Here is a 17,841-nt window from a genome sequence, read left to right as displayed (position 1 = left end):
AAGATATTATTTATTAAAGTCACCATGTAAATCTGACCATATTAATGATGGAGCTACCGTAATCACGTCAAAGGTCATTGCTAAAGGATATAATGCCATGCGTGTTACACGTTTAAACGGATGTTTCTTAGTTATTTCATCTTTTTGCTGTAAAGCGACTGGATAGGGAACGGAGAGTCGTTGTTGAATTTTTTGATTCTCTGCTTTTTGGTAAATCTTTCCTTTAAAGCGGATGATGGTGAAAGGATAAAAAACTTGTTGTTGATTTTCCATTGCCATGAATTGATTCTTAAAACCTAAGGTCTTTAAAAGTTCCTTTTGCTTTTCGTCCATTTTGGACGTAGGGATATTATAACGAATCGTTATTTCTCCATGGAAATGGGTGGAATCATCCATCTCAAGTACAAGAGGTGATGGTGTCTTTATTGTTCTCTGCTCTGCTGGAATACTTTTGATAATATTTAAAAGGTTTGAGCTACCGTCAGTCATTAAATAATTATAATCTTGACCGATAAATACAAAGCCTTGTTCTTGATCATTTTTAACTGCTTGACCTAAGGCAATAATTTGATCGGTTTTTAAAGTGGTTGTTTTAATTTCAGTTGTTTCATTTGGTAAAGCGGTGGACAACATATTGGTCGCGCAGCCCGTTAAGCCTAGACAAATGGTTAATATAGATGCAGAAAAAAGCTTGTACATAAAGGTTACTCAAAAGAAATTATTTTTGTCTCGTATAACGTGAGATAAGTTCTAAATTAAAAAACGGAGATTTATGAATCGAGGTTTTGTAATTTTATTACATGCCTAGAGCCTGTTATAGTGCCTTTGTTCAACTTTTTAGTTCAATGGTGTGCTTTTGCCACGTTCCGCAATTTTTATGTCCGTCTTGTTTAGTTTGCTCATATTCCAGAGTTTATGGAATGTGGCAGCTGCATTTTGCGCGCATGAAAATCAGGAAAAAGCATTGCATCATTTCGGGCATCACGCAGCTTTAGATGTATATCAACCTTCACATCAAGCTCATACTGAACAGAAAGATGCCGGAAACGCCTCTCATAAACCGCCTTTAAATTTGCAAGATCATCATGATCATTTGCCTTCATGTTTTCATGTGGTGATGACTGAAGTTGCAAAGCAAGCTGAAACACCTGTAGTGCATGTGCAGGAACTCTCACAAATTTATCACTGGTCTAATTCTTACCAGTCGCCCCATCTTACTGCTTTAAAACCTCCTCCTGTTTTATCCCCGCTATAGGTGGGGTAGCCAAAACGAGCCCACCGCATCTCTTATTTATTGCGGGGCAAAAACATGTCTTCTATTTTTTCAACTCGAGTGAGTTCTACTTCTCACTTAGAGAATAACGTTAAGATAACGTTAAAAAAAGTTTTAACAATCTCAAGCCTATCTGTTGCCATGCTATTGGCTGGACAAGTAGCGATGGCTCAGTCTGAGATTCAACAAGAACGTTATATTCAAAAAGCAGCGTTTACTTTTGACCAAGCCTTAGAGCAGGTACAAAAATATCAAAGTCAGCAAGGGGTTTGGCAAGCACAGCAGCAAATGGCTGAGGCCAATTTAAAGCAAAGTCGTTTATGGATTAACCCAAGTCTTTCTATTGAACAAACTGGTTTCCAAAGTGATCAAGAAAAAGAACTTGCGATAGGCATTTCTCAGCCTTTAGACATTTTCGGGCAGCGTAAGGCTGCGCAAAACTTGGCAAAAGTGGAAATATCAAAAATTGATTTGGCCGAGCAGCGTTATCAAGCTGAACTTGGATTAATCGTTAAATATTTCTGGTCACAAGTGGCTTTGCTTGAGCTTGAAAAGTCTCTTATTGCAGAGCAGCTAGAAGTCAGCCAAGAAAATTTGTTGGCATCGGAAAAGCGTTATCAAGCAGGAAGTATTGCGCAAGTGGATGTAGATCGAGTGCGGATGTCTCACTTGGAAAATCAGCGTTTATACCAACAAGTTGATTTAAAACTTCAAGTTGCGAAACAGCAATTGGTGAACTTATGGGGAGGTGGTTCAAGTCAGTTTCAGCTATTCCAAAGTCCAAATCAGTTATGGGCATTGGCAGCGAATGTAGAACCAAGCCAAGATGCGCAAAATAATTTATTAGAGCGTTCTTTCCAGTTAGATGCTCTTGCGCAGCAAGCCAATATTCAGCAGCTTAAAGCAAAAGCAAGACCGCAGCCTACTGTAACTTTAGGTGTTAATAACACTCGTTCTCCAGAACAGAGTACGGATAACCAAATTCGTTTAGGTGTGGAAATTCCTTTAAATCTTTTTAATCGCCAGCAATACGGAATCAAGATTGCTCAGGCCAAACAAGAGTTATCTCAACGCCAGCAAAGCTTTTATCGACAGCAAAATCAGGTTGATATTGAAACCCTAATATCAGAGTTAAAAGGTTTACGCATCCAGTTTAAACAACTGAATGATCAGCAAGTTCCTCTTGCTATTCAAGTTCAGCAAAAAACATTGCAAGGTTTCCGTTTGGGTAAGTTCGCCGTTACCGATGTTCAACAAGCCACCATGCAATTGCAAGACGTGCGCTTACGTAAAGTCGAGCTATTAAAACAAGCTTGGCAAAATTCAATTGAAATTCAAAGTTTACGTCTTGGGTTAGAACCAGAGCAAATCATGGCGAAAGATGCCTTAATGCAACTCAATCAACGTGCTTGGCAACAAAGTCAAACATTCCCAACTCAGGCAGGAGAATAATAATGTCGACAAATTTAAAGAAAAATTCTCAATGGCTTTGGGTAGGGGTGATTGCTGCAATCACTGCACTATTAATTGGTTTACTGGTTTTAAATTCAAAAAATAAATCTAATTCTTCTGAAGCATCGGAAGGTCATGGGCATGCTGAAGAAGAGGGTGAAGAACACCATGAAGAAGGTGAAAAACCACTGTTACTCACTGCTCAGCAAATGCAGGAACAAAATTTAAAAATTGAACAAGCTGAACTAGGTGAAGTTCCTCAACTTCAAACTTATCCAGCAAAACTGGTTGTGAATACTGACCGACAAGCCCATGTCTCGCCAAGTTTTAGTGGTCGTGTCGAAGCGGTATATGTTGAATTGGGGCAACAGGTTAAAAAAGGGCAGGCTCTTGCAAGCTTATTGGTTCCAGATCTGGTCGATCAACAAGCAAATTTGCAAATTGCACAGTCTAATCTTGATTTAGCGCGTCAGGACTATGAACGCGAACGTAGCTTATGGTCTCAAGGAATTTCTGCCAAACAAGATTATCAACGAGCTTATAACGCTTACCAGCAGGCCCAAATTCAAGTGAAAGCAGCTCGCTCACGTCTAAGTGCATTCGGGGCGGGTTCCGGCTCAGGAGGGCGCTACACTTTAACGGCTCCAATTGCTGGGATGGTGAGTAATAAAGATATTGTGGTAGGTGAAAACGTACAGCTAGCAGACCAGCTTTTTATTATTAATCAGCTTGATCAATTGTGGCTGGAGTTTATTTTACCAAGCACCGCAAATCTGAATTTACAGCCAAATCAGCAGATTGAATTTAAATCTTTACAAACTGGGAATGCATTTAAAGCTCAAGTTCAAAGTTTAACAACTGAAGCCGATGCTCAAACGGGGCGTTTACAAGTGCGTGCCAAGGTCTTGGCAAATAGTAATGAATTGCGTCCAAACTTAATGGTTAATGTTGAGCTGAATTCTTCAGGCACAATGCAAAAAGTGACCCGTGTAAAAGCTCAGGCGATTCAACAAGTCGAAGGTAAAGACGTTATCTTTACCCCAAAAATGGTCAAAACAGGCTTTGAGTTTGAACCTGTCACAGTACAGTTGGGACAACGTTCTAAAGATGGTCAGTGGGTCGAAGTTGTAAAAGGTATTAATCCAAGCCAGCGCTATGTGGCAGAAGGTAGCTTCTTGCTGAAATCCGAACTGGAAAAAGGAGAGGCGGAGCATGGACATTAATAAACCAGAGCTACCCAAACCAGAAGGGTTGTTTGATAGAGTTATTCAGTTTGCTATTCAAAATGCTATTTGGGTCATGTTATTTGTACTGACTTGGATTGGAGTTGGGATCTGGAGTTATCAAAAGCTTCCTATTGATGCAGTTCCAGATATTACTAATACGCAAGTTCAGATTAATACTCAAGCCAATGGGTATACCGCTTTAGAGGTTGAACAGCGGATTACCTATCCTATTGAAAATGCGATGGCTGGTATTCCTAATCTAGAACAGACTCGTTCAATTTCACGTTATGGGCTTTCCCAAGTCACCATTATTTTTAAAGATGGAACAGATATTTATTGGGCAAGACAGCTGATTAACCAACGTTTACAAGAGGCAGACGGGCAACTGCCTGAATCAGTTGATCCAGTCATGTCTCCTGTTTCAACGGGGCTGGGTGAAATCTACCAATGGGTCGTGAAAGCAAAGTCTGGTGCTAAAAAAGCAGACGGCACGGCCTATACAGCCATGGATTTACGTGAAATTCAGGACTGGATTGTGCGTCCTCAGTTGCAGCGTGTGAAAGGCGTGGCCGAAATTAACAGTATTGGTGGCTACAATAAAACCTATCTTGTGTCACCTGATTTAAAACGTTTGCAGCAGCTTCAGATTTCAATCAATGAATTTCAAACAGCTCTACAAGAAAATAATGAAAATCGCGGTGCAGGTTTTATTGAAGAAAACGGAGAGCAACTCACTGTTCGTGTGCCGGGCATGCTAAGTAGTGTTGAAGATATTCAAAACATTACTGTGAGCACCAAAAATGGGTTACCCATTCGCGTGGCCGATGTAGCAAATGTCTCTATTGGACATGATTTAAGAACGGGTGCTGCAACTTACAACGGTGAGGAAACGGTTCTTGGCATTGCCATGATGATGATGGGAGAAAATAGCCGTACTGTTGCTCAGGCGGTTGATACCAAAATTAAGGAAATTCAGCCTACATTACCTAAAGGTGTGGAAATCGAAACGGTCTATGACCGAACGAGCTTAGTAAACAAAGCAATTGCAACGGTGCAGAAGAACCTTGTAGAAGGCGCAATTCTGGTTATTGTGATTTTATTTATTTTTTTAGGAAATTTTAGAGCTGCTTTAATCACAGCCTGCGTTATTCCACTTTCGATGTTATTTACCCTGACAGGTATGGCTGAGCAAAACATTAGTGCCAACCTAATGAGCTTAGGAGCGCTTGATTTCGGGATTATTGTAGATGGTGCAGTTGTTATTGTAGAGAACTGTATTCGACGTCTAGCAGAAGCACAGCACGCTTTACACCGACCTCTTACACGAGCTGAGCGATTTAAAGAAGTTTTCCTTGCAGCAAAACAGGCCCGTCGACCACTGATTTTTGGGCAAATGATTATTTTGGTGGTCTATTTACCTATTTTTGCTTTATCTGGTGTTGAAGCCAAAATGTTCCATCCAATGGCGATGACTGTGGTGATGGCATTATTGGGTGCCATGATTCTTTCTGTGACATTTGTACCTGCGGCAGTTGCTCTTTTTGTAACAGGTGAAGTGAAAGAAAAAGAAACGCGTTGGATGTTGCTTTTAAAGCAGAAATACCGAGATATCCTTGATCAGGCTTATCAACTTAAGATTGTGATTGTTAGTTTTGCATTAAGTATTTTGGTACTCACAGGCGTGTTAGCTACCCAAATGGGCAGTGAATTTGCACCGCAACTTAGCGAAGGTGATTTTGCCTTGCAGCAAATGCGTTCACCGAGTACTGGGCTCGAGCAATCACTGCGAATGCAGGAAAATACTGAAAAGCTCATTTTGAAAAACTTTCCAGAGGTGAAAGCTGTTTTTGCTCGAACAGGCACGGCTGAGGTTGCAACGGATGTGATGCCGCCTAATATCTCTGATGCTGTCATTTTACTTAAACCGCATGATCAATGGCCAAACTCTAAAGAGACGCTAACTGAGCTGCGTTCACGTATGGAAGCTTTTTTAGCGACATTACCCGGTAATAACAGTGAGTTCTCTCAACCGATTGAATTACGATTTAATGAGCTAATTTCAGGGATACGGAGTGATATTGGCGTCAAGATTTTTGGTGATGATATGCAAGTACTCAATGAGCAGGCTCAAGCATTCGCTCAGAAAGTACAAAAAATTTCAGGCGCTACCGCGGTTAAGGTAGAACAAACGAGCGGTTTACCGGTGCTGAGTGTTGAAATTAACCGACCTCTGGCTGCGCAATACGGATTATCTGCAAAAGCTATCCAAGATATTGTGGCGGCAAGTGTAGGTGGGCAAAATGTTGGGCAGATTTTACAAGGTGATAGACGATTTGATTTTGAAATTCGCTTAGAAGACCAGCAGCGTACCATCCAAAACTTAGCTCAACTTCCGATTCAGCTACCAAATGGTGGACTGATCCAGCTTCAAGATGTCGCTAAAGTTGAACGTACCTCAGGTTTAAATCAGGTGGGACGTGAAAATGGTAAGCGCCGTGTCATTATTACTGCAAATGTAGAAGGCCGTGACTTAGGATCATTTGTTCAAGAATTAAGAGCAACACTCGCAAAAGAACAACTGCCAGCAGGTTATTGGTTGGAATACGGTGGTCAATTTGAAAATTTAGCCTCAGCTGCTGCCCGAATGAAAATTGTTGTTCCATTGGCGCTTGCTATGATTTTTATTTTACTCATGGCTGTATTTCATAATGTTAAAGAAAGCCTGTTGGTCTTTAGTGGCGTGCCGTTTGCTTTGTCAGGTGGTCTTATTGCGCTTTGGCTAAGAGATATTCCGCTGTCTATGTCGGCTGGTGTCGGGTTTATTGCTTTGTCGGGTGTCGCTGTTTTGAATGGTCTGGTGATGCTGAGCTTTATTAAAGAGCTTAGAGAAAAATTTGATATTCAAACTGCAACATGGAATGGAGCAATCTTACGTTTAAGACCTGTACTCATGACGGCTTGTGTCGCATCTCTTGGCTTTATTCCAATGGCTTTGGCAACTGGAACTGGTGCGGAAGTACAGCGACCTTTGGCAACTGTAGTAATCGGTGGCATTATTTCATCTACGATATTAACGCTGGTTTTATTACCGGTCATTTATCGATGGATGAATGAAGGCAAGACGAAAAGTGTTGAGCATTCATAATGTCATCGATTTGAGATATCTTTTTTGATGACAGAGTCAACTCAAAAAAGTGTTTGAAAGAGTTAAAGGTAATGGTGTCTTCATCGTTACTTTTAACTCACCATAAAGATAAATAAAAAGGAGTCCGCAAAATGGGTGGACATCATGGTCATGATCATAGTCATGCTGTAGTGACTGAAGGTAATGCTAAGAAATTAACGATTGCTTTAGCGCTTACGACAACGTTTTTAATTGTTGAGGTCATTGCAGGTTTAATCACACAAAGTTTGGCATTGCTTTCTGACGCTGCACATATGTTTACAGATGCAGCTGCTTTGGCAATTGCTTTGGTCGCCATTCAAATTTCCAAACGTCCTGCCGATAATAAACGCACTTTCGGTTATCAGCGCTTTGAAATTCTGGCTGCTTTATTTAATGCACTCATGCTTTTTGTGGTGGCAATTTATATTTTATATGAGGCCTATATCCGCTTCTCTAAGCCACCTGAAATTCAAAGTATGGGAATGCTCATTGTGGCGACCATTGGTTTGGTGATTAATCTCATCTCAATGAAAATTCTCATGTCGAGTGCTAATAGTAGCCTAAATGTTAAAGGTGCTTATCTAGAGGTATTGAGTGATGCGCTAGGCTCAGTCGGCGTTATTATTGGGGCACTCATCATTTACTTCACCAACTGGTACTGGGTCGATACGATTATTGCGGTACTGATTGGCTTTTGGGTATTACCAAGAACATGGGTTTTACTTAAACAAAGTATTAATATTTTGCTCGAAGGCGTGCCGGAAGAAGTGGATATTGAGAAGTTACGTACAGATCTGCTTTCTTTAAACGGTGTGGAGAGTATTCACCAACTTAAAGTATGGGCGATTACTTCTAAAAATATCCATTTAACGGTGCACTTATTTGCGCCTCAAGCGGACCGTACCAAGCTCTATCAAGATGCTGTTGAAATGCTTTCTCATGAACATGGTATTGGCGAAGTGACATTGCAAATTGAAGACGATGCTGAGATCAATTGTCAGCATATTGCTCAACATGCTTCACACGAGCATGACGACAATGATAAAGAACATTCACATCAGCATTAAGCTGATGTGAACACTTTTTTTAAATTTCCCATTCGTGATTGCAGTCACGGCATTTCCAATGTTTTTGTGACTGCATAAATGCTTGCATAGACAGTTTAAAGTCTGGCAAATCACGCCAAAACATAAAACCTGCTCCTACAGTCACAACAAAAACAACTACTGTTGCAATTTGAAGAGTGCTACCTGCACCATTGCCAAAAATCCACATAAAAATGCTAATCACAACCAAGAGCAAAAGTATAAAAAGTGCAGGAATTAAGATAGCAAGGCTTTTAGGAACTGCTGGTTTTACGCTGTTAATTCCTTGGCTTACAGGCATAATTTTAACACTCTGACATTGAGGGCAACGATATTGCATGAGAACTCCACATTTAGTTTGAATCTATTCTAACGGAAATGTCGGAAAAGAAAAAAATTTGTAAGATATCGATGAAGTGCTGTGAGTTAGCAAAAAATTACTTATGAATAAACAAAGAAATATAAAAAACTGATGATTTATCCGTACACATAAAAATTAAAATAATATTGTAGAGCATGCTAATCTACAGAAAAATGAAGTGTGATTAGCACTATAAATGAGCTTAAATACTCGTAAATAGGACGTGGAATAAATATAAAAAGGAGAGAGGGACTTGGGTCAACAAGATGACAATAAGTCGCAGCCTACAACGACAGCATCGGTTTTAGCTACCCCAGATACCGCAAAACCGTCATTATCTCGTCGATTACTGCATAAGACATTGCAACATGCCCAAGATGCAGTCGGGTTTGCTAGCGACACCACACGTAATATTGCAGAGGTTGCTGACGCGGCTTTAGACGCGCTCGATCAAGTGACTACCCACACCAGACGTGGAGTTGTTGGAATGACAAATCTGGCGGCCGGCACTGTAAGAGATATGGTGTCTGAAACCAGTGAAACCGCACGCCAAGTCGCATTGATAATGGCGCGTACATTTTTGGGGAAGAGTACCTTAACGTTGTACTTACCTGAAATGTTATTAAATAATCAAATCCGTAAGCGCATTGATCGCTCTGAAATTGATGATATTAAAATTAAGTGTGGGAATGATAGTTTTCAAGTCGAAATTGATGGGCATTATCATCGGTTCATGTACCGTTTAAGTTTAGATTTTAAAGTATTGGAATGTCGTATTGGGCAGGAAAAATTTTTGCGCCTACGTCAAATGGATGAAAGTCTTGATGTCCAGATTCGTCATGGAGGAACACTGTCAAATTGGGCTGTGCGCCGTATTGGTCGGGTTGGTTTTGAAGTCGTAAATATGTTACCCATTCCCTCACTTATTAATCATTTGATTGGTGATATTCCGGGTATCCAACGTGATGGTCACCGTATGTGGTTTATTGACCTAGAGCAGGCGGGATTTATTGACTTTATTAATAACCGCTCTTGGATGGTTGAAAAGCTTTTGAGCTTGACTGATTTTAGTATTTTACCTGGTTTGAATATTTTGAGAGAAAGTCGAGAGTTGGTCCAGCAATTGGTAGATCAATTTGAAATTAGAGGACTACGGGTACAGTCGGGTCGCCTCGAAGTACAAGTGGGAATTGCAAGCTCATAGAGCGTAGGAAAAGCTGATCATTGATTGGCTTTTTATTTTTTAGGCAAGAAAAAAGCCACTGACATTTGCAGTGGCTTTTTAGAATTTGGCGTCCCTACGGGGATTCGAACCCCGGTTACCGCCGTGAAAGGGCGATGTCCTAGGCCTCTAGACGATAGGGACAATATGTGAGGCATACATCTGAAAAATTATTGGCGTCCCTACGGGGATTCGAACCCCGGTTACCGCCGTGAAAGGGCGATGTCCTAGGCCTCTAGACGATAGGGACGTTTCAGAGGTGGGCGTATATTAGGTCGATTTAATAAAAGTGTCAAATAGTTTTCTGAAGAAATATTAAAAAAAAGAGTCAACCGATTAAAAATAACTCTAATTGTAGAAAATATATACATTTATCCTTCATTTTTCTGAAAAGGCTCAATAATTGCCTTTATAACGGACGGATGTTGTAGATACCCTAAAATCTCATGCGGCTGGTTAGCAAAAGTAAAAATCTCTTGATTAATGATGGGCGGAGTAAAATTAAAAGGTGCTTCACTTAACGGAAAAGCAGTTAAAAAATCATCTTTTGAGTAGAAATTATACCAATCACCATTGAGGCATTTTGGTCGTTCAATCGGAATGGGAAGTTTACTTTGAATCACCCGAAAAGAAAGTGGTGAAGCTAAGGTAACAAAGCGTTGTACTGCAAAATGATAAGAGGGATCTGATAGCAAGTGAAATGCGATCACAGAACCTAAAGAGTGTGCGACTACAATGCAGTCTTCATCATCATGCATTTGTTTTAAAATTCTTTGGTGAACTTCGTACATAAAATCAGGATTAGATAAGTACATGTACGTTTCAATCAAGAATTGTTGAATTAAGCTCTCATGTAGTTTGGGAAAGTTATTTAAAAGCATAACCATTTCTTTAAGAACACGATCTTTTACTAACTGTGAAGTCAGATATAAGCGTTCTGATAAACTTTCTGCAGGTTGGTCAGGAGAAAGAGGAAGATGGGGTACAAAAGGAGTGTGTTCCTTAGGTGTAGGGGATTGCTGGTTTAAGTGGATAGGTAAATGAAAGTTAAAAGATTTTGGAAGTAAGGTGTTGAGGTCTAATTGATTAGATAATTGATATTTCGTCATTAAATCGCCATAAAATGGCATATGTATATGTAGATCTCTTAAATTAACTCTACAATGTAATTGTTTTAAGCCCAGTTTAAATACTTTTAGCCAATGCTCCTTTAAACGATGTGCTGTGTAATTCTGTTGATTCATCCCATGGATAAATATAATTTTCATTGTAGGCAAAGAATTGTTTTTTAATATAAATTTTAATCTACAACGGTAGATTCTATAAAGCCAGTATCTAGGTAAAAAAAAGTGTAGCTTTTTGCTACACTTTAAAACAATTAAAACAATTAAAACAATTAAAACAATTAAAACAATTAAAACAATTAAAACAATTAAAACAATTAAAACAATTAAAACAATTTAGACTTTATTGCGGTAAAAAATAAAATAGCTGACATAACATAAAGCTGTAAAAATCAGACAGCCCACAAAACCAGCACGCATTTCAGGGTCTGCAGCCATACTTAAGCAAGTAATAAAGCAGAAAATAAAACCTAAAATTGGAACGATAGGAAATAATGGAGCGGCATATTGCAAGTCTTTAACAGTATGACCAGATTTGTACCATTGGCGGCGGAAATTGAACTGACTTAAACAAATGCTCATCCAGACAATAACCATGGTAAAAGCAGCTACACCGAGTAGATTCTTAAAAATAGTCTCTGGTGCAAATTGCTCTGACAATAAACCCGGAATTGCACCGAACATCGTTACCACTAGAGCTACAATCGGTGTTCCACTTTTTGATAGAGTGGCAAATACGCTAGGCAGTAATTTTTGTTCCGACAGTGACCACATCATACGTGAAGCGGCATAAAGTCCTGAGTTTGCTGCCGAAAGCAGAGCTGTAATAATTACAAATCGAATAATGTCATCCGCATATGGAATGCCAATATAATTAAATACAGTAACAAATGGACTACTACTTACGCTTTCACCGCCTAAACCTGCAAGCTGGAAGGGAAGCAAAGCGCTAATAACAATAATGGTACCCACAAAGAAAATAAGGAGACGCCAAATCGCGGCATTAATTGCTTTGGGTACATTCTGAGCTGGATCTTTGGTTTCACCTGCTGCTACGCCAATTAATTCTGTGCCTGAGAAAGCAAAGTTAACAATCAGCATGGTGGTGAAAATAGGAATTAAACCATGTGGGAACCAGCCTTGGGCTGTAAGATTACTAAATAGCGGTGCAGTTTGACTGCCATGAAAAGGAATTAAACCAAAAATTGCTAGCAGGCCGAGCACAATAAAAGCAATAACGGTAATGACTTTAACAAGAGCGAGCCAAAACTCAGACTCAGCAAAAATGCGAGTTGAACTAATATTTAAGCCAAAAATAGTGATTGCAAAAACAATTGTCCAGATCCACATTGAAATATGTGGGAACCATTCCTGCATGAGTAAAGCCGCAGCTGTGAACTCAGTTCCAAGTGTTGCCGTCCAGGTAAGCCAGTACATCCAAGAAATCATATAGCCAGTACTAGGACTAATATATTTTTTGGCATAAGCACCAAAAGAGCCTGAAACAGGCATGTGTACAGCAAGCTCTCCTAGGCAAAGCATGACCATATAAGCGATCGCGCCACCAAGAATGTAGGCAATAATTGCGCCAATAGCTCCAGTTTGTGAAATGACTTCCCCTGAACCTAAAAAGAGACCAGTTCCGATAGCTCCGCCTAGTGATAACATCACAAGATGACGAGTACTCATGGCTCTTTTTAAAGGTGCAGTACTGTTCTGATGCTGATGAGCATCTAGTTGATTGTCAGATGGCTGCATATTACACATTGAGAGAATTAAGAAAGACGCTATTTTAGATAAAATAGACAAATGTGCAATCTAGAAAGAGATAAAGAATAAACAGTAAGGTGACGATAGAGTCTTTTTATAATTTTTTAAAGCAGAATATGGCGTCCCTACGGGGATTCGAACCCCGGTTACCGCCGTGAAAGGGCGATGTCCTAGGCCTCTAGACGATAGGGACTTGATGAGGCAAACACAAAGGAGCGTGGTGGAGTCAAGCGGGATCGAACCGCTGACCTCTACAATGCCATTGTAGCGCTCTACCAACTGAGCTATGACCCCAGTTTGTGTGAGCGCAATATTAGGGGGGATGCGCTCACACGTCAACAAAAAAATGAATTAAGCTTCGCTAGTTGCTTCATTTTTAGGCAATTTTAGGCTCTCATTGAGTTTTTCCCAATTTTTAACTTCTTTCTTGCTTGGTCCACCCACAACTTCTAAGGCACGGCGTAAACGAGCAAAAGTTAAATCAGGCCCAAGGGTCACCATCGACTGCATTACAGGTGTTGAACTAGTTGAGCCTGCAATTGCGATAAAGAACGCTGGCATGAAATCGCGTAATTTAATCTCCATCTGGTTCGCAAGATCCATGAGGGTCTGGCTAACAGTGTCGTTATTCCAAGTAAACTGGCCTTCAAGACGCCAAATTGCAAATTGCAGACTTTGACGAACCTGTTCTTGAGTCAATTTTTTGCTTTCAAACATTTCAGCAGTAATTTGTGGCATATGGTTAAAATAGAAACCAGCCCAATTCACAGCTTCTGAAAGTAAATTAATACGTGGTTGAATGGCAGCTGCAATATCTTCTAAAGTGCTGCGATCACTTTTCCATGTTAATAAACGGTCTAATAATTGGCCAGGTGTTAAACCTTTGATCCATTGACCATTTAACCAATTCAGTTTTTCAACATCAAAAATTGGCCCACCTAGTGAAACACGTTGAATATCAAAGCTATCCATCATGTCTTGTAGCGTAAACACTTCACGCTCATCTGGCATTGACCAGCCCATACGGCCTAAATAGTTTAATAAGGCTTCTGGTAAAACGCCGATATCGCGGTAGTAGTTAATTGATGTTGGATTCTTACGTTTAGATAATTTTGATTTATCTGGGTTACGCAGCAATGGCATGTGACAAAGTGTCGGCATTTCCCAACCAAAATATTGGTAAAGCAACTGATGCTTCGGTGCAGATGGAAGCCATTCTTCACCACGTAATACATGAGTGATTTCCATTAAATGGTCATCTACAACATTCGCTAAATGATAAGTCGGTAAGCCATCATTTTTAAGAAGAACTTGCATGTCGACTTGTGCCCAAGGAATTTCAACTTCCCCGCGTAATAAGTCATTAAATTTACAAATACCTTCTTCAGGTACTTTCATACGGATGACGTGGGGTTCGCCCGCTTCTAAGCGACGAGTCACTTCTTCTTGAGAAAGTTTTAACCCGCGACCGTCATATTTTGGTGTTTCACCGCGTGCTTGTTGTTCCGCACGCATTTGGTCTAGTTCTTCAGCAGTAGCGAAACAATAAAAAGCATGACCTTTTTCAACAAGTTCTAATGCGTATTGCTTATAAATTCCCATACGTTCAGATTGGCGATATGGTGCATGAGGGCCACCTACATCTGGACCTTCAGACCAATTTAGGCCTAACCAACGCAATGAATCTAAAATCATTTTTTCAGATTCTGGTGTAGAACGAAGTTGGTCTGTATCTTCAATTCTTAAAATGAATTCTCCGCCATGTTGTTTCGCAAAACACATGTTAAATAAAGCGATGTAAGCGGTGCCGACATGAGGAAAACCGGTAGGAGAAGGTGCAATACGAGTACGAACTTTCATAGGTAATGGGTCAAAATAAAAATTGAAACTATTATAACGAAAAAGCCCAGTATTCTGACGTTTTATTTAACGTCAGTCTGGGCTAAAACTGAAACGAAGAGGGGGTGTTTCAGATTTTAAGAAGCATGCGGCTGAAAGATTGCCTGAACAAAACGTGAAAAACGTTCATGCTGAGCGGCAAGAAAATTTTGAGTCGGTGTAACGCGAATAGTGTTGAGTACTTTAAGCTCATCATCTGTAGAAGGTAATACAATAGGATTACGTTTCTGTTGATCTAAAGCTTTTTCAATAAGCGAAGTCTGCTTATCTGACCCGGTTTTATTTGGGGTATCTTTAAGTACTGCTGCTGCAGAAAACTGTGATGCTAAACCCAGCACCAAACTTAAGCTTAACGCTTTTCCATAATGAATTTTCATTATTAATCATCCCCTCTGTTCATTACATTTCATCTATTTTTTGAGTTTAACGAAATGTAAAATTACGGTAATGCTACGATTTAAACATAAATCTTAATAAAAAAGTGGAACTGTGTCACACTTTTTACAAAAATTATCTATATTTTGATCTACTCGACCCAAATGTAGGTCGTATGTATCCTTTACGCTTCATTATTTAACAAAATAATGTGTAGATAAAGTGAAGGTCCTCATTAAGTTGTAAGAATAATTACAAAAAATTTCAAAAATGAAATGAGTTAAACATCTTAATCTATATATTTTAAAGAGATTAATAAAAAATATATTAATATAAGTAATTGATTGTAAATTATAAAATTAAAAATATAGTAAAACTAAAACCAATGATGGATTTTGTAAATGAAAAAAATATCAATAATGGCTGTCGCGGTGTACTTGGGAATGGCAACAGCAGCTCAGGCCGCTACTTCTTTTTTAAACGTTTCTTATGATCCGACCCGAGAATTTTATCAAGAATATAATCAGGCTTTTGGGAAGTTCTGGAAACAGCGTACAGGTCAGGATGTTGAGTTTAAACAGTCGCATGGTGGGTCTGGTAAACAAGCTCGGGCAGTAGCTACGGGTCTTGAAGCCGATGTTGTAACGTTAGCATTAGCGAATGATATTGATGAGATTGTGAAAGCAGGTTTTATCCAACCAAATTGGCAAAAAGAATTTCCAAATAATTCTGCCCCTTATACGTCTACGGTTGTGTTCTTAGTACGAAAAGGTAATCCGAAAAATATACGTGACTGGAATGACTTAACAAAACCAGGTGTGGAAATTATCACCCCTAATCCTAAAACAGGAGGCGCACCGCGTTGGATCTATTTGTCGGCATGGGGGTATGCTTTAAAACAGCCGGGTGGAAATGATACTAAAGCTCGTGAGCTCGTTAAAAAGCTTTATCACAATGTGAAAGTGCTTGATTCGGGAGCACGTGGTTCACTTACAACATTTGCTGAACGTGGAATTGGTGACGTTTTATTGTCCTGGGAAAACGAAGCTTTATTGGCGACAAAAGGACCTGATAAAGATAAATATGAAATCGTTTACCCATCAATTTCAATTTTGGCAGAGCCTTCTGTCGCAATTGTAGATAAAACCGTAGATAAAGATGGTAATCGAACTTTAGCAAAAGGCTATTTGAACTTCTTATATTCACCGTTGGGGCAAGAGTTGGCGGCTAAACATTATTTCCGACCACGCAATGCACAAGTGGCTGCTAAATATGCAGCACAATTCCCAAAAATTAAATTATTTACCATTAATGATGTTTTTGGTGGCTGGGCTAAAGCTCAAAAAACTCACTTTGCAAATGGGGCTGTTTTCGACCAAATTTACGATGGGAAGCAGTAAATAAAATGTTTTAAAAACAGTAGACCAAATAGAAAACTTAAAAACTAAATAGTTATAGAGAAAGCAAGCAAACTTAAAAAAGTGAGCTTGCTTTCTGTTTTTGCTTAAAAAATGCTAACAAAACGGTTTTATCTATGAAAAATTAATATTTTCCTACAAAAAGCCGTTTGGTGTTGATCATAAACAAGGTGATAATGTGCAGTTACATTTTTACGCAATGATTTAACACCTATGTCGCATATTTCTGTCTTACTTTTTGAGACCGTTGAGAGCTTATTGGCAGATCGCACAACAGGGGTGTATATCGATGCAACCTTCGGAAGAGGTGGGCATACACGTTTATTGCTCTCTAAACTTGATGAAAATGCACGAGTATATGCATTTGATAAAGATCCTCAAGCACTGGAAGTTGCTGCTGCTTTGGCACAAGAAGATCCAAGATTTACGATCATTCATGCGAGTTTTGCTGATATCAAAGAGAAGATGCAGGAAATTGGCGTGATGAGTGTTGATGGCATTATGGCTGATCTGGGAGTGTCATCTCCTCAACTTGATCAGGCAGAACGTGGTTTTAGTTTCATGCAAGATGGTCCGTTGGACATGCGAATGGATAATTCTAAGGGTTTAACTGCGGCTGAGTGGTTACTTGAAATTGAAGAAGAACAATTAGCAAATATTATTTATCAATATGGTGAAGAGCGTTATAGTCGACGTATTGCTAAAGCCATTAAAAATGCTGGAAAACTAGATACAACTGCTCAATTGGCGGAACTTGTAAAAACAGCTCATCCAAAATGGGAAAAACATAAACATCCAGCGACACGTACATTTCAGGCTATTCGTATTGCTATTAATAAAGAGCTCGAAGATATTGAAGTGTTTTTGCCGCAAGCTGTAGACTTACTCAAACCGGAAGGACGTTTGTCTGTTATTAGTTTCCATTCTCTTGAAGACCGACTAATTAAGCAGTTTATTCAAAAAGAATCTACGTTAGCAGAAGATTTCGGTTGGGGAATGCCAGAGCAGCGGGTAGATACAAGAAGATTAAAGAAAATTTCACGGGTTCGTGCGAGTGAAGAAGAAGTAAAAGCGAACCCTCGGTCACGTAGTGCATGGCTTCGGGTTGCTGAACGCTTGGAAGAAAAAGGCGCGTAATGAAAAGCAGTGATGAAATCGCAACCACAGAAAACAAAGTGGTGAAAAAAGTTGTGGTGTATACAGTCTTGGTGGCACTTGTTTTTATAAGTGCCATGATGGTGGTATTTCAAGTATTTGAATATCGTCATGATTATAGAGAGCTTAGCTCTTATATGCGTGAACGTGATGATCTCAATGCTGAATGGGGGCGTTTGCTCATTGAGCAACAAACCTTTGGTGCAACGGCACAGATTGGTACACGTGCTGTAACTCAGCTACGGATGTTTTCTCCACCGGCTGCAGAAACGGTGGTAATTTCTTTACCAATGACCTCAGAGCAAAATAAGTAAG

15 protein-coding genes and 4 tRNA genes are annotated in these 17,841 nt (G+C 39.6%); 9 read left to right on the top strand and 10 right to left on the bottom strand.

Annotated features, from left to right (window positions below):
- Positions 1–6: 6 nt before the first annotated feature.
- Positions 7–699, bottom strand: a complete 693-nt coding sequence (locus ACS604_RS08255; RefSeq protein ID WP_174730995.1) for a YidX family protein — start codon at positions 697–699, stop codon at positions 7–9.
- A gap of 157 nt (positions 700–856) precedes the next feature.
- Between ACS604_RS08255 and ACS604_RS08250 the strand changes: the two genes are divergently transcribed.
- The 5 genes from ACS604_RS08250 to ACS604_RS08230 all read left to right on the top strand — a co-directional run bounded on the left by ACS604_RS08250 (position 857) and on the right by ACS604_RS08230 (position 8,184).
- Positions 857–1,255, top strand: a complete 399-nt coding sequence (locus tag ACS604_RS08250; RefSeq protein ID WP_217487282.1) for a cation efflux protein, CzcI-like — start codon at positions 857–859, stop codon at positions 1,253–1,255.
- A gap of 54 nt (positions 1,256–1,309) precedes the next feature.
- Positions 1,310–2,725, top strand: a complete 1,416-nt coding sequence (locus ACS604_RS08245; RefSeq protein WP_440203176.1) for a TolC family protein — start codon at positions 1,310–1,312, stop codon at positions 2,723–2,725.
- A gap of 2 nt (positions 2,726–2,727) precedes the next feature.
- On the top strand, positions 2,728–3,948 hold the full coding sequence (locus tag ACS604_RS08240; protein ID WP_440203177.1) for an efflux RND transporter periplasmic adaptor subunit: 1,221 nt from the start codon (positions 2,728–2,730) through the stop codon (positions 3,946–3,948).
- The gene (locus tag ACS604_RS08235) at positions 3,938–7,096 is read left to right on the top strand and encodes an efflux RND transporter permease subunit (RefSeq protein ID WP_440203178.1); all 3,159 of its coding nucleotides are present in this window, start codon (positions 3,938–3,940) and stop codon (positions 7,094–7,096) included. Before ACS604_RS08240 ends, ACS604_RS08235 begins: the two co-directional genes overlap by 11 nt.
- Before the next feature lie 131 nt (positions 7,097–7,227).
- Positions 7,228–8,184 (top strand): cation diffusion facilitator family transporter, encoded by a 957-nt coding sequence (locus ACS604_RS08230; protein ID WP_004789853.1) that lies wholly within the window; start codon positions 7,228–7,230, stop codon positions 8,182–8,184.
- Positions 8,185–8,203: 19 nt separating this feature from the next.
- Here the strand turns inward: ACS604_RS08230 and ACS604_RS08225 are convergent, their stop codons facing one another.
- Positions 8,204–8,542, bottom strand: a complete 339-nt coding sequence (locus ACS604_RS08225) for a hypothetical protein (RefSeq protein WP_440203179.1) — start codon at positions 8,540–8,542, stop codon at positions 8,204–8,206.
- 274 nt (positions 8,543–8,816) lie between these two features.
- On the opposite strand from ACS604_RS08225, the gene ACS604_RS08220 reads away from it, so the two are divergent.
- Positions 8,817–9,767 carry a hypothetical protein gene (locus ACS604_RS08220; protein ID WP_005300925.1) on the top strand — a complete coding sequence of 317 codons (951 nt, stop codon included), beginning with the start codon at positions 8,817–8,819 and terminating at the stop codon, positions 9,765–9,767.
- Between the two features lie 86 nt (positions 9,768–9,853).
- On the opposite strand, the gene ACS604_RS08215 is transcribed toward ACS604_RS08220, so the two are convergent.
- The 8 genes from ACS604_RS08215 to ACS604_RS08180 form a co-directional block, all read right to left on the bottom strand.
- A tRNA-Glu gene (locus ACS604_RS08215) sits at positions 9,854–9,929 on the bottom strand.
- Between the two features lie 30 nt (positions 9,930–9,959).
- Positions 9,960–10,035, bottom strand: a tRNA-Glu gene (locus ACS604_RS08210).
- Positions 10,036–10,156: 121 nt separating this feature from the next.
- Complete coding sequence (locus ACS604_RS08205; RefSeq protein ID WP_151963844.1) at positions 10,157–11,053, bottom strand: lipase family protein; 897 nt, start codon at positions 11,051–11,053, stop codon at positions 10,157–10,159.
- Between the two features lie 192 nt (positions 11,054–11,245).
- Complete coding sequence (locus tag ACS604_RS08200) at positions 11,246–12,667, bottom strand: amino acid permease (protein ID WP_004789844.1); 1,422 nt, start codon at positions 12,665–12,667, stop codon at positions 11,246–11,248.
- Between the two features lie 129 nt (positions 12,668–12,796).
- A tRNA-Glu gene (locus ACS604_RS08195) sits at positions 12,797–12,872 on the bottom strand.
- A gap of 25 nt (positions 12,873–12,897) precedes the next feature.
- Positions 12,898–12,973 (bottom strand) — tRNA-Ala (locus ACS604_RS08190).
- Positions 12,974–13,030: 57 nt separating this feature from the next.
- Positions 13,031–14,539 (bottom strand): glutamate--tRNA ligase, encoded by a 1,509-nt coding sequence (gene gltX / locus ACS604_RS08185; protein WP_004789843.1) that lies wholly within the window; start codon positions 14,537–14,539, stop codon positions 13,031–13,033.
- Positions 14,540–14,655: 116 nt separating this feature from the next.
- Entirely contained in the window at positions 14,656–14,955 is a 300-nt protein-coding gene (locus ACS604_RS08180) for a hypothetical protein (RefSeq protein WP_005038248.1), read from the bottom strand.
- Between the two features lie 399 nt (positions 14,956–15,354).
- On the opposite strand from ACS604_RS08180, the gene ACS604_RS08175 reads away from it, so the two are divergent.
- From ACS604_RS08175 to ftsL, 3 genes are all read left to right on the top strand, one after another.
- Positions 15,355–16,353 carry a sulfate ABC transporter substrate-binding protein gene (locus ACS604_RS08175; protein ID WP_474771209.1) on the top strand — a complete coding sequence of 333 codons (999 nt, stop codon included), beginning with the start codon at positions 15,355–15,357 and terminating at the stop codon, positions 16,351–16,353.
- A gap of 231 nt (positions 16,354–16,584) precedes the next feature.
- Entirely contained in the window at positions 16,585–17,508 is a 924-nt protein-coding gene (gene rsmH, locus ACS604_RS08170; RefSeq protein ID WP_005300940.1) for a 16S rRNA (cytosine(1402)-N(4))-methyltransferase RsmH, read from the top strand.
- Positions 17,508–17,840, top strand: coding sequence for a cell division protein FtsL (ftsL, locus tag ACS604_RS08165; RefSeq protein WP_004789835.1), 333 nt, complete (start codon positions 17,508–17,510; stop codon positions 17,838–17,840). The genes rsmH and ftsL overlap by 1 nt, the downstream gene beginning before the upstream one ends.
- Position 17,841 lies beyond the last annotated feature (1 nt).

The organism is Acinetobacter sp. Li1LvA2 (genome assembly GCF_056156705.1).
Note: the sequence above shows the minus strand (reverse complement) of the source record. Positions and strands in the feature narration are given on the sequence as shown.

Coding starts and splice junctions, on each gene's coding strand:
- ACS604_RS08255 (WP_174730995.1), bottom strand. CDS start 699: ATGTACAAGCTTTTTTCTGCATCTATATTAACCATTTGTCTAGGCTTA.
- ACS604_RS08245 (WP_440203176.1), top strand. CDS start 1,310: ATGTCTTCTATTTTTTCAACTCGAGTGAGTTCTACTTCTCACTTAGAG.
- ACS604_RS08240 (WP_440203177.1), top strand. CDS start 2,728: ATGTCGACAAATTTAAAGAAAAATTCTCAATGGCTTTGGGTAGGGGTG.
- ACS604_RS08235 (WP_440203178.1), top strand. CDS start 3,938: ATGGACATTAATAAACCAGAGCTACCCAAACCAGAAGGGTTGTTTGAT.
- ACS604_RS08230 (WP_004789853.1), top strand. CDS start 7,228: ATGGGTGGACATCATGGTCATGATCATAGTCATGCTGTAGTGACTGAA.
- ACS604_RS08225 (WP_440203179.1), bottom strand. CDS start 8,542: ATGCAATATCGTTGCCCTCAATGTCAGAGTGTTAAAATTATGCCTGTA.
- ACS604_RS08205 (WP_151963844.1), bottom strand. CDS start 11,053: ATGAAAATTATATTTATCCATGGGATGAATCAACAGAATTACACAGCA.
- ACS604_RS08200 (WP_004789844.1), bottom strand. CDS start 12,667: ATGCAGCCATCTGACAATCAACTAGATGCTCATCAGCATCAGAACAGT.
- gltX (WP_004789843.1), bottom strand. CDS start 14,539: ATGAAAGTTCGTACTCGTATTGCACCTTCTCCTACCGGTTTTCCTCAT.
- ACS604_RS08180 (WP_005038248.1), bottom strand. CDS start 14,955: ATGAAAATTCATTATGGAAAAGCGTTAAGCTTAAGTTTGGTGCTGGGT.
- ACS604_RS08175 (WP_474771209.1), top strand. CDS start 15,355: ATGAAAAAAATATCAATAATGGCTGTCGCGGTGTACTTGGGAATGGCA.
- rsmH (WP_005300940.1), top strand. CDS start 16,585: ATGTCGCATATTTCTGTCTTACTTTTTGAGACCGTTGAGAGCTTATTG.
- ftsL (WP_004789835.1), top strand. CDS start 17,508: ATGAAAAGCAGTGATGAAATCGCAACCACAGAAAACAAAGTGGTGAAA.